General features: G+C 70.7%; 12 protein-coding genes. 4 read left to right on the top strand and 8 right to left on the bottom strand.

Translation table 11 applies throughout. The features are described from left to right. Positions 1-75: 75 nt before the first annotated feature. Both Q5694_RS29935 and Q5694_RS29930 read right to left on the bottom strand, forming a co-directional pair. Positions 76-603 carry a hypothetical protein gene (locus Q5694_RS29935; protein ID WP_333936590.1) on the bottom strand — a complete coding sequence of 176 codons (528 nt, stop codon included), beginning with the start codon at positions 601-603 and terminating at the stop codon, positions 76-78. A 239-nt stretch (positions 604-842) separates the two neighbouring features. Continuing rightward, positions 843-3,620, bottom strand: a complete 2,778-nt coding sequence (locus tag Q5694_RS29930; protein ID WP_333936589.1) for a glycosyl hydrolase — start codon at positions 3,618-3,620, stop codon at positions 843-845. Between the two features lie 1,256 nt (positions 3,621-4,876). On the opposite strand from Q5694_RS29930, the gene Q5694_RS29925 reads away from it, so the two are divergent. Both Q5694_RS29925 and Q5694_RS29920 read left to right on the top strand, forming a co-directional pair. Next, positions 4,877-5,311 (top strand): NfeD family protein, encoded by a 435-nt coding sequence (locus Q5694_RS29925; RefSeq protein ID WP_333936588.1) that lies wholly within the window; start codon positions 4,877-4,879, stop codon positions 5,309-5,311. Positions 5,312-5,341: 30 nt separating this feature from the next. Beyond that, the gene (locus Q5694_RS29920) at positions 5,342-6,451 is read left to right on the top strand and encodes an SPFH domain-containing protein (protein ID WP_333936586.1); all 1,110 of its coding nucleotides are present in this window, start codon (positions 5,342-5,344) and stop codon (positions 6,449-6,451) included. 334 nt (positions 6,452-6,785) lie between these two features. Here Q5694_RS29920 and Q5694_RS29915 read toward each other — a convergent pair whose 3' ends face one another. Together Q5694_RS29915 and Q5694_RS29910 are read right to left on the bottom strand one after the other, a co-directional pair. Then, on the bottom strand, positions 6,786-7,712 hold the full coding sequence (locus Q5694_RS29915; RefSeq protein ID WP_333936585.1) for a universal stress protein: 927 nt from the start codon (positions 7,710-7,712) through the stop codon (positions 6,786-6,788). 247 nt (positions 7,713-7,959) lie between these two features. After that, positions 7,960-8,565 carry a TetR/AcrR family transcriptional regulator gene (locus Q5694_RS29910; protein WP_333936584.1) on the bottom strand — a complete coding sequence of 202 codons (606 nt, stop codon included), beginning with the start codon at positions 8,563-8,565 and terminating at the stop codon, positions 7,960-7,962. A gap of 169 nt (positions 8,566-8,734) precedes the next feature. On the opposite strand from Q5694_RS29910, the gene Q5694_RS29905 reads away from it, so the two are divergent. After that, positions 8,735-10,234, top strand: coding sequence for an FAD-dependent monooxygenase (locus tag Q5694_RS29905; protein ID WP_333936583.1), 1,500 nt, complete (start codon positions 8,735-8,737; stop codon positions 10,232-10,234). Between the two features lie 6 nt (positions 10,235-10,240). Here the strand turns inward: Q5694_RS29905 and Q5694_RS29900 are convergent, their stop codons facing one another. Then, complete coding sequence (locus Q5694_RS29900; protein ID WP_443040967.1) at positions 10,241-10,978, bottom strand: NAD(P)H oxidoreductase; 738 nt, start codon at positions 10,976-10,978, stop codon at positions 10,241-10,243. A gap of 56 nt (positions 10,979-11,034) precedes the next feature. Here Q5694_RS29900 and Q5694_RS29895 point away from each other — a divergent pair, with 56 nt between their 5' ends. Then, the gene (locus tag Q5694_RS29895) at positions 11,035-11,997 is read left to right on the top strand and encodes an AraC family transcriptional regulator (protein WP_443040966.1); all 963 of its coding nucleotides are present in this window, start codon (positions 11,035-11,037) and stop codon (positions 11,995-11,997) included. 184 nt (positions 11,998-12,181) lie between these two features. Here the strand turns inward: Q5694_RS29895 and Q5694_RS29890 are convergent, their stop codons facing one another. From Q5694_RS29890 to Q5694_RS29880, 3 genes are all read right to left on the bottom strand, one after another. Beyond that, on the bottom strand, positions 12,182-12,433 hold the full coding sequence (locus Q5694_RS29890) for a hypothetical protein (protein WP_333936580.1): 252 nt from the start codon (positions 12,431-12,433) through the stop codon (positions 12,182-12,184). Between the two features lie 202 nt (positions 12,434-12,635). Further along, entirely contained in the window at positions 12,636-13,508 is an 873-nt protein-coding gene (locus tag Q5694_RS29885; protein ID WP_333936579.1) for a class I SAM-dependent methyltransferase, read from the bottom strand. A 128-nt stretch (positions 13,509-13,636) separates the two neighbouring features. Then, positions 13,637-14,224, bottom strand: a complete 588-nt coding sequence (locus Q5694_RS29880; RefSeq protein ID WP_333936578.1) for a helix-turn-helix domain-containing protein — start codon at positions 14,222-14,224, stop codon at positions 13,637-13,639. Between the last annotated feature and the right edge of the window lie 56 nt (positions 14,225-14,280).

The raw sequence follows: 14,280 nt of genomic DNA, 5'->3' as shown, positions 1-14,280 counted from the left end.
CAGGCGGCCGTGCCTCCGCTTGCCGTGCCCGGGAACGGGTGCGCTCGGGAAGCGGGACCGAAGCCCCGCCGCCGGTCAGCGGTTGTTGTGCAGGACGAGGTTGAGCTTCGCCCAGTCCTTGCCGCCGTTCTCCCCGTTGCGCAGCGTGATCTCGCTGATCGTCGAGGTCTGTCCCGCGGGGACGTAGCGGTTGAAGTTGTACTCGGCGTCGAGGTCGGTGTTGGTGTCGTTCGTGCCCTCGTAGAACTGCAGGGTCACGTGGATCGTGACTCCGCCGGTGGCGTCGGTCTGCGCGGACACGTGCTTCTCCACGCGGATCTCGCCGCCGCACGTGGTCTCCCACCACACCGACGGCGTGCGGACTTCGTTCACCCAGCCCTCGGAGGCGACGTTGCCGTCGCAGTAGGTACCGGCGGCGAAGATCCCCTCGTCGTCGCGGATCGTGAAGGTGCCCGTCAGGGCGATGTTCCGCCACACCGAGGCCGTGGCCGCGTGGTCCGCCGCGGACGGGGCCGCGACAGCGGCCGGAACTCCCGCCACCGTCAGGCCGGCGGCGGCCGTGGCTGCGGTCAGCAGCCCGATGGTCCTTCTTCGGATGGACATGTCTTCCCCCTCGTTGTCGTCACGGATGCGCCGCAGGCGGCTCGCCGCCGTCGACCAGGTCAACAGTGCCGCGATCGGCAGGCGTATCCCATCCCAGAAAAGTGGGGGGGGGGAGGCAGGTGTCCACTGTTGCCGGCGTCGGGGAGTGCCGAAGTGCTCGATCTGCCTGGTGAGGATGGCGCGGTGCGGCGGGCGACGCGTCGGTGCCGTCGCCCGCCGCACGAGCCTCGTGCGTCGGCTCAGCTGTAGGGGATCACCACCACGGACTTGTCCGTGCCGGTCTGCAGCTTCGACGTGCCGTTGCCGATGGCGCTCCAGACCTCGAGCCGGACGGTTCCGCCCTTGAGAGCGCCGAGGGTGCCTGTGGACGCCTTGAGGCCGCGCGTCTGCGTGTACTCCTCCCATCCGGCGACCGGGTCGGTGGCGAAGTAGTTGTACGTCTCGGTCCGGTCGAAGCTGCCGTCACCGGTGAAGTCGTAGCTGACACGTGCCTGCTGGCCGAGGCCGACGGTGGTGCCGGCGTCCACCTGCAGCCGGAACGTCGTACCCGCGCCCGGGGTGGGCGTGCCGTTGACTCCGCGGACCTCGTAGACGAGTGGCTGGTACGGCGTGCCGTCGTGGTTGGCGCCGCCGCCGGAGGCGATCGTGTCGCTGCCGGAGGTGCCACCGGTCGCCGTGGTCAGCACTCCACCGCTGCGGAGCTGGAAGGTGTTCCCCGTCGGCGGGTCGGGGTCCGGGTCGGGGTCCGAGGATCCCGACCCGGTGGCGGTCGCGGTGGAGCGAGCCGGAACCGAGAGCGTCTTCCCGTCCGAGAAGGTGACGGTCCGCGCCGACGCCCCGTGGTTGTGGGCGACGTACGTACGGGTCGTCCCCTTGGTGAAGACGGCCGAGGTGGGGAGGTCGCCGGTCACCGTCGTGTCCGGTGCGCCGAGTGCGTCGAGTGTGTTGATCCAGTGATACGTGTGCGCCTTCGATTCTCCCTGTTCCGGGGTGTAGTTCGCGTTGCCCGCGTCCCACTTCGACTTGGCCGCGGCGGGGTCGGCCAGGGACTCGAACTCCCAGAGGATGTCGCGCCATTCGACGGCGGGGCCGCCGTTCTCCCGCTCCATCTCGGCGATGTTGCGCCGGATCGCGGCCTTCTCGCCACCGAGGTGCAGGGAACCGCCCGTGACGGGCAGGACGTTGATGCCGTGGATCTCTTCGGGGTTGGCGGTCCACCAGGTGGAGTAGGCCGCGCCGCTTCCCCACACCATGCCGGCCGTGTCGTGGTTGAAGGAGGAGGGGAAGACCTGCTGGTCGGCGTCGAACCAGTACTGCGCGATCGACTCCGACTCGGTGGTCAGCAGGTAGGTGCCGAGGTCGCGCAGAGACGTGTCCCCGGTGGCGGAACCCCACAGGACGAGGGCCGCGCTGAGGTTCGTGGACTCGGAGGAGGACTCCTGGTTGTTGCCGGCGGCGAAGCCCTGGTGGCCGGAGGCCCAGCTGTGACCGGCGTAGACGTCGAAACCGCGCAGGAAGGGGAAGGCGCTGTCGGTGCGGCTGGGGTTGACGGCGTCCCGCACCAGGGTCTTGACCATGCCGCCCCACGCGGAGTCGGCGGCCCATGCCTGGTCGTACTGCGCGACGATCGCGGCCGCGTAGACGTAGTAGCTGTAGTGGAAGTGGTGGTCGTTCAGTTCGGTGTCGCTGCCGTACGAGGCCGGGTAGCCCGTGAGGGTCTTCCAGTCCTTGTCGTAGCTGAACTCGTTGGCGCCACCCGCTGTGAACCACTCCTGGAGTTTGCCCTTGAGCAGCCCGAGCAGGCGGTCGCGTGTGCCGGTCTCACCGATCTGCTCGGCCACCGGGACGAGTTGGGCGAGACGGCCGAGCGCCTTGCCGGTCCAGTAGGTGTCGGTGGCGCCGGAGAAGGGGTCGGAGGCGTTCACGACCTCGTTCAGGTAGCCGCGCAGCCGGGCCGCGTCCACACCGCTGGACTTGGGCAGCCCGGGCAGGACCGGTGCCGCCTTCTGGCTCGTGGTGAACGAGGCCGACTCGCGCACCTTCATGGTGCCGCGCGGTGAGACGTAGGTGTAGGAGGTCAGGGCGTCGGAGGTGTTCAGCCACTGGTGACGGTAGAGCGCCTGCAGCGTGCCCCGCTCGGTGCCTTCCTTGGCCTCCGTGGTGAGCGTGTAGGTGGCGCGGACGGTGCCACCGGAGTAGCTCCAGGCGACCTTGGAGTCGGTGACGAAGCTGAAGGCGTACTTCTTGAAGGTCGCCAGCGCGCCGGTGGACGGCAGCACGGCGACGGAGAAGTAGTCCTTCGAGCCCAGGCCCGCCGTGACGGTGGACCCGGAGACGTTCCAGTCGCTGCCGGTCGGTGCGAAGAGCGCGTAGTGGTGTCCGGCGACGGTGATGCCGAGGACGTTGCCCTGGTCGCTGAAGACTGTGGGTGCGCCGGCGGTGGTGATCTGCGCGTTGCCACCCGTGCCCTTGGCGTATACGAACGGGGAGCCGTGGCCGATGGTGGTGCGCAGCGTGCGGGTGCCGTCGGACCACAGGGGGGTGACCGTCCAGTCGGACCAGTCGTCGGCCTTGGTGTCCGGGGAGTTGAGTCCGCTCAGCCCGATGGTGAGGTCCCGCTTGTGGGCGTACTCGTACTGACGGCCGTCACCGACGATCGAGGGGGAGGTCGGGTAGCCGACGTCGAGTCCGCCGGCCGTGGCCTGGTAGGTGAGGGGGTGCCCGTACATGGGGGTCGACCACGGATTGTCGCCGTAGCGCTGGAAGGCGAGGGAGGACCACCAGTCGTTGGTGGGCACGGCCCGGTTGCGCGCGGCGGCGGTCACCTTGGGCGTGACCGGCGTTCCTGTGTTGGTGGTGGGGCCGGACGTACCGGACGGCCGGGTGTCGGAGTAACTGCCCGAGCCGACGGGCACGGTGGCCGCGGCCGCCGGTGTGGCGGCCGGGCCCAGACCGAATGCGGCGAGGGCTGGGGCCAGCAGCAGTATCGCTGCCCGTCTGGTGTGTGGGGATGGCATGCGGCACCTCAAGTCTTCACAGGAGGGGAGTCTGAGAGCGCTCTCAGATGGCCGGAACGTAAATGCTGGGTAATAGAGGTGTCAATGGCTTGAACACAGCCGGTAGTTGATGGCCCATCGCAGCCGTTATGCCTTCGCAGCTTGACGATGAGCGCCGGTTGGTCCGGCTCGACACGGAACGGGAAGGGCGAACTCCGCGTCGACGGCGGCCTCATGCGATCGCTTCGGCGGGCTCACGCGCCCCCGTGACCAGGGCGGGTCCTTGGCTGATGGACGTACGCGCCGCAAGTCCGGTCGCCCCGCCCGCCCGGGGTTGGCGGCGCCACGGGTCGCACGTCCTCTGGGGAACGCACCGCTGCCCACTCAGGCGAGGCACGATGCCCATCCGGGCAAGGCAGCATGGCCCACTCGCAACGTCGCCAAGGCCGCGCTCGTCGGCGCCGGAGCACTCGCTCTGCTCGTCCCGCTCAGCGGGGACCGCCCCCGCGCCCGTCTCCGGCGTGCAGGGTGCCACCCCGCGTCATGGCCGCACCGCAGGCGGTCGTGCCGTACGGACCGTCGACATCCGGCCCGGCTCGGGCCGGCCCGGCCCGTCCGTTCCCCACGGTCGGCTCCGTGGCGACGGATCAGCCGCGCGGCCTCTGCCGGACAGCCCCGGCCGGCCGGGGACGTCGAGGACCGGTGTGCGCGCGATCGTTCGTGGCGCAGTGCAGGTCCGCGGTGGGCGTCTGACTGGGCAGCGCCGTGAACCGCGCTCGGTCCCAGCCGCGCGATGCACCGCCTCGGTGCGGACGGTGAACTCCCAGGCGTCACCGTCCGCCCTCGGCGTTGGGTCCCTGCGGACAGCACCGGGAAGTCGGTGGTCCGGTATTGCCCCGGAGGCAGTCTGTGGTGCCTATCGCCTGGTCGGCCGCGGAGTCCACGCGGCACAGAGCGCCGGTCCTGACGTCGACGTCACATGCGCACCGCCCGCGCGCATGCGCGGGGGGCCGACCCGCAGCGGAGCAGCAGGGGGGCGGCACCGGGCGGCACCAGGTCGTCATGCGCCCCGTGCCGGTCCCATGACCACCGGCTTCTCGATCACTTTCGGCGAGCGCCGCGAGCACAGCGGCGGGCGCAGCTACCGGCGGGGACCACGCCGACCGACGCCGAACGCGGGCAAGTCCCCGGATTCGGGAGCCGCGGCCGCGACGTCTGTCTACCCCACGTCCTGAGCGGTAGCTTGGAGGAGAAGGCCCCAGTAGGAGGGGGATTCGATGCCGTGGTTCCTGTGGTTGCTCGCTGCCGTGACGTTGGGTGCCGCGGAGTTCTTCACCTTGACCTTGGTGTTCGGACTGCTGGCAGGGGCCGCTCTGGTCGCCGCGGTGGTCGCCGGCGTCGGCGTCGGCCTGTTCGGCCAGCTCCTGGCGCTCGGGGCGGCAGCAGCAGCCGGTCTCCTGGTCATCCGTCCCATTGCGCTGCGGCACATGGAACAGCCCCTCACCTACGAGGGCAGTGACGCGCTGATCGGCAGGCGGGCCGAAGTCGTGCAGGAGGTCACCGCGACGCGTGGCCTGATCAAACTGTCCGGCGAGGAGTGGTCCGCCCGTGCCTTCGACGAAACGCTGGTGATCCCGGTGGGAGCGCTGGTGGACGTCCTGGAGATCGAAGGCGCCACGGCCGTCGTCTACCCCCGTGAACTCCTTCCGTGAACCGGCTGAGCACACAGCAACGGAGGCACCGTGGACGCTGTTGTCATCCTCGCGCTCGTAGCGGCCCTCGTGGTCGTCTTCCTCGTGGCCTCCACCGTGCGGATCGTCCCGCAGGCGCGCCGCTACAACATCGAGCGGTTCGGCCGGTACCGCCGGACGCTGCAACCCGGCCTGAACCTCGTCGTGCCGGTGGCGGACCGCATCAACACGAAACTCGACGTGCGCGAGCAGGTCTACTCGTCGGATCCCAGGCCGGTGATCACCGAGGACAACCTCGTGGTGAACATCGACACCGTGCTCTACTACCAGATCACCGACCCGCGGGCGGCGGCCTACGAGGTCGCCGACTACCTGCAGGCGATCGATCAGCTGACCGTGACCACACTGCGCAACGTCATCGGCAGCATGGACCTGGAGGAGACGCTCACCTCACGGGAGGAGATCAACTCCCGGCTGCGCGCCGTCCTCGACGATGCCACCGGCAAGTGGGGCATCCGGGTCAACCGCGTGGAGATCAAGGCCATCGATCCACCGCACACCATCAAGGAGGCGATGGAGAAGCAGATGCGTGCCGAGCGCGACAAGCGCGCGGCCATCCTGCACGCCGAGGGGGAGCGGCAGGCCAAGATCCTCACTGCGGAAGGCACCAAGCAGAAGGACATCCTCGAGGCACAGGGCGCACAGCAGGCCATGATCCTCCGGGCGGACGGTGAGGCGAAGGCGGTGGAGCTCGTCTTCCAGGCCGTCCACCGCAACAACGCCGACCCGAAGATCCTGGCCTACAAGTACCTGGAGACGCTGCCGCACCTGGCGAACAGCGACAACAACACGTTCTGGGTGATACCGGGGGAGCTGACGGAGGCGGTTCGGACCGTCACGCGCGCATTCGGTGACCAGTCGGCCGGCGCCCCCGGCGCCACGGCCGCACCGGAGGAAGCGGCGGGCGCCAGGACGGACGGCGGGGCGGGCGAGGGCCGGACTCCGGAACTGGACGCGGGCTGGACGGCTTCGTTCGACGCCGCCGCGGCGGCCGACGAGGCCGGCAAGCAGGCCGCCGCCGCGGTGAGCGACGCCAAGGCGGAGGCCGAGGCCGCGAAGTCACCCCAGACACCGCGCCGGGGGCCGGCATCCGCCGGTTGAGCCCGCGCTCGACCACGGCCGGTCCCGCCGGGCCACCGGCTTGCGGGACAGGTCGGCACGCCGCCGGTCCGGTCCGCTGCCCGGCTCCGGCCCGGTCGGCCCACCGGGGTGACTCGCACGGCAGCCAAATGGGCATGGGGAAGACAGCGCGCCAGCTCTACGGGTTCATGGCGCCGGCAGCGGTACCGGCCCGGCTTCACCGGGCCGTAGCAGGCGGCGGTCTGCTCGAACGAGGAAGGGGGCGGCTCGGCAGCGAACCGACGGGCCATCAGGCGCCGTCGGGTCGACGGTGAGCGTCTGTCACGGCCATGAGGAGTGCGCGGGAGGAAGGCGGTCATTGCCTGCCGCGTACGAGGGCGACGGGACAGTGGGCGTGGTGCAGCAGGGTCTGGCCGACCGATCCAAGGAGCAGCCCGCCGACTGCCCCGTGCGGTCCGGGATCGACGACGACCAGCTGTGCCTCTCGGCTGGCGTCGATCAGAGCGGGCCGGGTCCGGGCGCGGACCAGGCGATGCTCGACCGCGACGTGCGGGAAGGCCTGCTGCAAGGGCGCGACGGCTTCTTCGAGGAGCTCCTCCTCGATCGCTCGAAGGTGGTCGATGTCGGTCACCATGGCGTTCAACGGATCGCCGGGGCCTTCGTAGGCCCGCTCGCTCCAGGTGTTCCACACGTGAACCGCCCGCAGGGACGCCTTGCGCAGGGCGGCCTCGGTGAACGCGAACCCGACCGCTGCCTGTTCGGTCGGGGTGCCGTTCACGGCCAGCAGGACCGGACCGGCAGGGTCGGGGCGACCGCGTACCACTATCAGTGGGCGGTGGCTGTGACCGGCCAGATGCACCGCGGTCGAGCCCAGCAGCAGATCGGTGACGCGGGAGTGTCCCCGGCTCGCCAGCACGGTGAGAGCCGCGTGGCGCGACTCGTGCTCCAGGACCTGCCGTGGCTCACCGGGCACCACCGACCGGAGGACCTCTACGCCGGGCGCTGCCGCATGTGCCTGCTCCTCGGCGTCAGCCACCGTCGTCGGCGTAGGCGGCGCCGGTCCGTGGCCGGCCGAGGCTTGCACGGTGCCGGTGCCGGTGCCGGTGCCGGTGGTGCCGGTGGGGGCGGTGGTGGTGGTGGACGGTGGGTGCGCCGTGCGGCGGCCCAAGGCGTGCACGATCCGCAGCGGCACGGCACGCAGGTGCGCCTCACGGGCAGCGACGACGACGGCCTCGAGACTGCGGGCGGAACCGTCCACCCCCACGATCACCGGATCACTCATGGCGTACTCCCGTCCCGGAAGGCCGTCGAATGCATCTGCTTCTCCCTATCCTGAGCGCCCCGGGCTGCTCCCCGCCACAGTCCCGCGGCCGGGGCGACGAACCGGCGAGCAGCCGCGTACGGGGAGCAGGCACGTGAGGCTTCGCCAAGGGGGACAGGCAGGCGAGCTGTCGCACGCGGGGAGTTTCGGAACTTCCCGGCGCCCTGCCGACGGGCAGCCCCCGAGTGATGCGAGTATGCGGTCGCCGTCAGGGGCTCGGCGCGGTCAGGTACCGCTGGATCGTCGGTGCCAGCCATGCCACGATCTCCGCCCGTGCCAGCCCCATCGCCGGCGGCATCCGCAACACGTATCGCGTGAGCGCCAGCCCCAGGAGCTGTGACGCCATGAGTGCGGCTCGTGCCGGGATCTGCTCGGGGTCGGGACACACCTGCCGGGTGACCGGCAGCAGCTGGTCCCGCAGGATGCCCTGCATGCGCTCGGCGCCGGCCTGGTTGGCCGCGCCGACCCGCAGCAGGGCGGTGAGGACCTCGTTGTCCTCCCAGGTGTCCAGGAAGTGCTCGACGAGGATCCGCCCCGCGTCCTGCCGGCGGTCTGCACCGCTCAGGTCGGGCAGCCGCAGGTCGATGGCGACGGCCGCCGCGAAGAGGCCCTCCTTGTTGCCGTAGTACCGCATCACCATCGACGGATCGATGTTCGCGTCCCTGGCGATGGCACGGATGGTGGCGCGCTCGTAGCCGTCGGTCGCAAAGCGCTCACGGGCGGCCGCGAGGATCGCGCTGCGGGTGGCGTCGGAGCGGCGGCGGGGGGTGGAGGAGCTGGAAACCGTCGACGTGGTGCTGTCACTGCCCTTCATGTCAACGAGCGTAGGCCCACACGCGTAGGTCAACAAGCGTTCGTCAACGCCAGTTGGCCAACGAGCGTTGACATCATGCCCGACGTTTCGCTACCTTCATCAACAAGCGTTGGCCAACATCCGTTGGCAGGCGGCGGAAGCAGATGAGGCGTTGGCGACAGGAGGCCACATGAACGGCACCGCCACTCACCGCACCGTGATCGTCGTCGGCTCCGGCCCCACCGGTCTGCTCCTCGCCGGTGACCTCGCCGCAGCCGGCGTGCCGGTGTCCCTCGTCGAGAAACGGCCGCGCCGGATCAGCAACCTTTCCCGCGCCTTCGGGGTACACGCCCGCACTCTGGAACAGCTGGACGCCCGCGGCCTCGCCGACGAACTCCTCACCACCGGCGACACCATCACCGGCCTGCGGCTCTTCCGCCGTCTCTCCCTCGATCTGAGCACGCTGCCCTCGCGCTTCCCGTTCCTGCTCATCACCCCGCAGTACGAGGTCGAGCGGCTCCTGGAGCGGCGGGCCCGGGAGGCCGGAGTGGAGTTCGCGTACGAGAGCGAGGTCGTGGGAGTGCGGCAGGACGGCGAGGGCGTCGACCTGGACGTACGCGGTGCGGACGGGACGGTCGTCACCCGCCGGGCGGCCTACGTCGTCGGCGCCGACGGCCACCGGAGCGCCGTGCGGGAGGCGATCGGCCTGGACTTCCCCGGCGTCTCCGTCATCAAGTCGCTGATCCTGGCCGACGTCCGGCTGGCCGAGGAGCCCGAGGACGTCCTCACCGTCGACGGCCGCGGCGACACCTTCGCCATGATCGCCTCCTTCGGCGACGGCTGGTACCGGGTCATGGGCTGGAACCGCCGCAACGAAGTCCCTGACGACACCCCGCTCGACCTCGCCGAGGTCAAGGAAATCACCTGCCGGGCCCTGGGCACCGACTACGGCATGCACGACGCCCGCTGGCTCTCCCGGTTCCACAGCGACGAGCGCCAGGCACCGCACTACCGGGTCGGGCGGGTCTTCCTCGCCGGAGACGCCGCGCACATCCACTCACCGGCCGGCGGGCAGGGCATGAACACCGGTCTGCAGGACGCGGCCAACCTGAGCTGGAAGCTCGCCGCGACCATCCAGGGCCGGGCGCCGGAAGGGCTCCTCGACAGCTACGAGGCCGAACGGCACCCGGTCGGCAGGGCGGTGCTGCGCAGCAGCGGTGGACTGGTCCGGCTGGCCCGCGCGCGGAATCCGCTGCTACGCGCCGCTCGCACGCTGGTCTCCGCGTTCGTCGACATGGCACCGCCCGTCCGGCGCAAGGCCCTGGGGCAGATCACCGGGATCGGCTACGCCTACCCCGCCCCCCGCGGCGCCCACCACCTCACCGGCACCCGCGCCCCGGACGTCGCCCTGCGGGACGGCCGGCTCTACGAGGCGCTGCGCGGTGGCCGGTTCGTGCTGATCACGCCCGGGACGTACCAGGGCCCTGGTGTCCATGGGCGCCGGCTGACCGTGGAACGCTGGGCCGGCGACCGCCGGACGACAGTCCTGGTACGGCCCGACGGGTACGTGGCCTGGGCGGCGGAGGGTGTGGAAGCGGCGGAGATCGAGGCGGCCGTGGCCCAGCATCTGGGCCGGGTTCCTGTGCCCGGCCGGAGCGAGCGGCGGTCTCGCCCGCCCACCCGTACCTGACCCGGGTCAGGTCCCTACGACTTCCGCGGCGATGAACTTCTCCACGAACTGCTGCGCACGACGCTCGAAATCGGCGTACTGCGCTGCTCGCTCAGCACCGGCGACCGCTTCACCGATCAGGAGGTTGCCGTCGGAGTCGACACGCTGCGGGCGCTCCTCGGCGTCGGTGAGCAGACCGACGGCGGAATGGGAGAAGCCGCAGTAATAGGCGATGCCCTCGCTGAGGTTGGCCTCGAGGAGGGTCTGCATTCCCGCAACGACGGCATCGTCGGCGGTGGCGCCGGCCAGCCCCAGCCACAGGATGCGCTTGCCGGCGAGGCGGGGCCTGCTGCGGCCGTAGGCGAACCCGTAGTTCCACACGCGGTCGATCCAGCCCTTGAGGAGGGCGGGCACGCTCTGCCAGTACACCGGGAAGACGGCGACGATGGCATCGGCGTCGAGGACGCGCTGCATGTGGGCGTGCGCTTCGTCCGAGTACCTCTTCTCCCGGTTGCCCCAGTCCGGCTGGTCGGCCAGGTTCATGCGCGGGTCGAACCCCTCGGCGTGAAGGTCGAGCAGGTCGACGCGGTAGCCGGCGGCTTCGAGCCGGGCGGCGGCGCGGCGGGCCGTGTGCGCGGTGAGGGAATCGGGACGGTGGTGTGCCACGACGACGAGGGCTGTCCCGGCATGGTTGTCCTGTTGAGTCACGGTGTCTCCCGGCTGGTCTCGGTCAGTTCGACGAGTCCAGTACATCCGCGGCGTCATAGATGATCCATGGGAGAAGCGCTTCGGAACATAGGAGATCGTCTAAAGTGGGTTCCGTGGATCCACTGAGCTCGCTCCTGAGCGGCATCCGGGCCGAGGGCTCGGTCGTCACCCATGCCGTACTGACACAGCCCTGGACCATCCGCTTCGCCGACGCGGCACCGCTCACGATGATCAGCGTGCTGCGCGGCGGCGGCACGCTGCTGCTGCCGGACGGAACCGAACGCGTTGTGGCTGCCGGCGACACGGCCGTCGTGCGCGGCCCCGAGCCGTTCCACCTCGCGGACCATCCCGCGACCGTGCACAACCCGCACGCCGCCTACGAGATCGCCTGCTTCACCACGGACACCGAGTGCACCGCGCAGGAACTCGGCGGGATCCACTGGGGCGCCGACTCCGCGGAAGCGACCGCGCTGATCGTGGGCGCCTACCGCGCCTCGGGCCACCGGCACGAGCGACTCCTGCGTGCGCTGCCGCCCGTCCTGGTGGTGGAGGAGGACGCCGAGGTCTGTGCGTGGCTGGAGACGGCCGCCGCCGACGCCGCCCAGCAGACGGCCGGTTCACAGGCGTTGATGGACCGGCTCCTCGACTGGGCGCTGGTCTGTACCCTGCGCAGCTGGTTCGACGAGGCGGGCGCCGACGCACCCAGTTGGTACAGGGGCCTCGCCGACCCGGTCCTCGCTCCCGCCCTGCAGTCCTTCCATGACCGGCCGGCCCAAGCGTGGACGGTGGCCTCCCTGGCCGCCCGGTCCGGCGTCTCCCGAGCACTGTTCGCCAAGCGCTTCACCCAGCTGATGGGGCGTCCGCCCCTCGCCTACCTCACCGAATGCCGCTTGGACGAGGCCGCGACCCTCCTGACCGACACCGACCGCAGCATCGCCCAGATCGCCAGGTCCGTCGGCTACGCCGACGCGTTCGGCTTCAGCGCCGCCTTCAAACGCCACAAAGGCTTGAGCCCCAGCGTGTACCGCAGGACCGCGGCGGCCGAGGCGGGCCCGGACTCTCTCCGGCCGAGGTGATCGTCGGCGCGCGGAGCGGAGAACACGATGCCGCGCGCCCGAAGGCCCACGCGTCAGTACCCGGCGGCCCACCCTCCGCGCGCTGCCCTTGCCGGTCCTGCACGCGAGCCCTCTGCCGGTGGTGCACGCATCGCCGAGGTGATCGCGACGACTTGTCCGACGCTGGCGGCCGGGAGGGTGCGCGTCAGAACACGTAGTGCTGCGAGAACCCGTGCGGGCAGTTCTCGCATTCGAGCCGCCAGGGCTGCGTGTTGGGGACCCAGGCCTCGCACGAACAGCCGTCGGCGAGGCAGAAGGGAAGGGGGCCGTCGTCGAACCGCACGCCGGCCGCGGCAAGGCGGGTGCGTGCTTCGTCGAGCGCGTGGTCGAGGTAGGAGGACGCGTCATCGACGGCCTGCTGTTGTTCGCTGGTCAGTTTGGCGTCGTTGGGCAACATCGGAGGACCTTGCGTGTGGTTACGGTGTGTCACGGAAGGTGGCCGCGGCCCGGGTTGCAACCCACTCTCCTTCCAGGAGACCACCAGTGCCACGGTCCGGCAATGCGGCCGGGGTGAGGTGCCCGGAGCATGCCCGGGGCCTCGCAGAGTCCGGCTGAACGGCCCGGCGGAAGACGAGTTCCGCCGGAGTAGCCGTCCGTGGTCATGTGCGGCGGGCGGCCCAGACGGTGCGCTCGGTGCGTACCGTCAGGTCGTCGCGGCGCAGGATGCTGTGCGGACCGCTGGTGTCGAGGAGGCGTTCGAGTGCTGTGAGGTCCTCGGGGGTGAGATCACTGGCGACGGCGCTGCGGAGGCGCTGCAGGACGCCGGTGGCGTAGCGGCCGATCGCTTCGCTGCGAGAACCTTCGAGGTTCACGGCGAGGGTGTGTTCGCCCTCGATGGTGAATCCGGCGGCGATCAGCATCGGGCCCCAGTCGGCGCCGCGGTGGGGCATGCGCTCGGCTTGGCGGCGGTCGGCTGCGGCGTGGACGCGCTCCTCCAGGCCGGGCCGGTCCGCAGGGGCGTTGAGGGGCAGGAAGCGGGGATGGCCGGCCAGTTCGACGACGGCGAACATGCCGCCCGGCGCGAGCGTGTCGTGGACGGTGCGCAGCGTGCGACCGGGGCGGGCCATGTGGTGCATCGAGGCCGACGCCCACACCAGGTCCGGTGAACCCAGGTCGGGCCAGGCGGCTTCGTCGAGGTCGGCCTGCACGGTGTGCACGCGCTCCTGGACACCGAGGAGGCGTGCCCTGGCCCGCAGGCGCTGAAGGTGTTCGGCGGACGCGTCGACTGCGGTGACATGGGAGTCGGGGAAGCGGTCGAGGAGGGCGAAGGTCCCCGCACCCGTGCCACAGCCGAGATCCACGATGTCGTGCGGGTCGGTCTTCAGCGGCAGCCACGCGGTGATGGCGGCGGTGTGCTCGGCGAGGACTTCGGCGTCCAGGTCGAGGATGTCCGCCTGGCCGTCGGGTCCGTGCTCGTGGCGGTGACCGTGCGAGGCGCCGTGCTGGGAGATGTGCGTGTGTGCGTGGGTCATGCCCTTCACGCTACGAGGGGTATGCGTCTGCAGCACGCAGTGTCCCGATCCGCGCAAGATGATGGTGGAAGGCGCTGCCCCACGCGCAAGAGGTCACCGCTGCGGAGGCCGTCGTACCGCCCGCGCCGTCATGCGGGAGGGCCCTGGGCGTCGTCGCGGTCGCTCTGGTGACCGCGGCGGGCGTCGCGGTCGAAGATGCCCAGGATCTCGCACGGCCCGCCCTCGGCGCCGATCGCGTGCGGCGTCATCGTGGGGAACTCGGCGGCTTGGTTGGTCTCGAGGCGGAAGCGCCGGTGGCCGAGCATGAGGGTCGCCGTGCCCGACAGGACGACGAGCCATTCGCGTCCCGGGTGCGCGCGCATGCGCGCCGGGTTGTCGGGGGGTGGTTGGGTCATGCGCTGGCGCACCACGCTCATCCCCGGGTCGGCCTTGACGGGCCAGCGCATTCGGCCGTGGGTGCCGTCGATCGTGGGACTGGTGACGACGTCGTCGGTGGCTGTCTCCACGAGCTGATCCAGCGTGGTGTCGAGGACGCGGGCGAGGGTGACCAACTGGTCCAGTGCGAGGCGGCGTTGGCCGTTCTCGATGCGACTCAGCGAGGACTGGCTGAGGTGGGCGCGGGAGGCCAACTCCTCCAGGGACCAGCCCTGTGCGACCCGCAAGGCGCGGATGCGTTTGCGTACGAGGCTGTCCAGGTCTCCATCGTCTTGCGTCATGAGCAAGAGTGTATGCCAGGATCGCAAGGCGGTTCCAGCGTCGTGGGCAGATGGTC

It is taken from the genome of Streptomyces sp. AHA2 (assembly GCF_036857595.1).
Taxonomy (GTDB): domain Bacteria; phylum Actinomycetota; class Actinomycetes; order Streptomycetales; family Streptomycetaceae; genus Streptomyces.
This window is presented reverse-complemented; position numbering and strand designations above follow the sequence as displayed.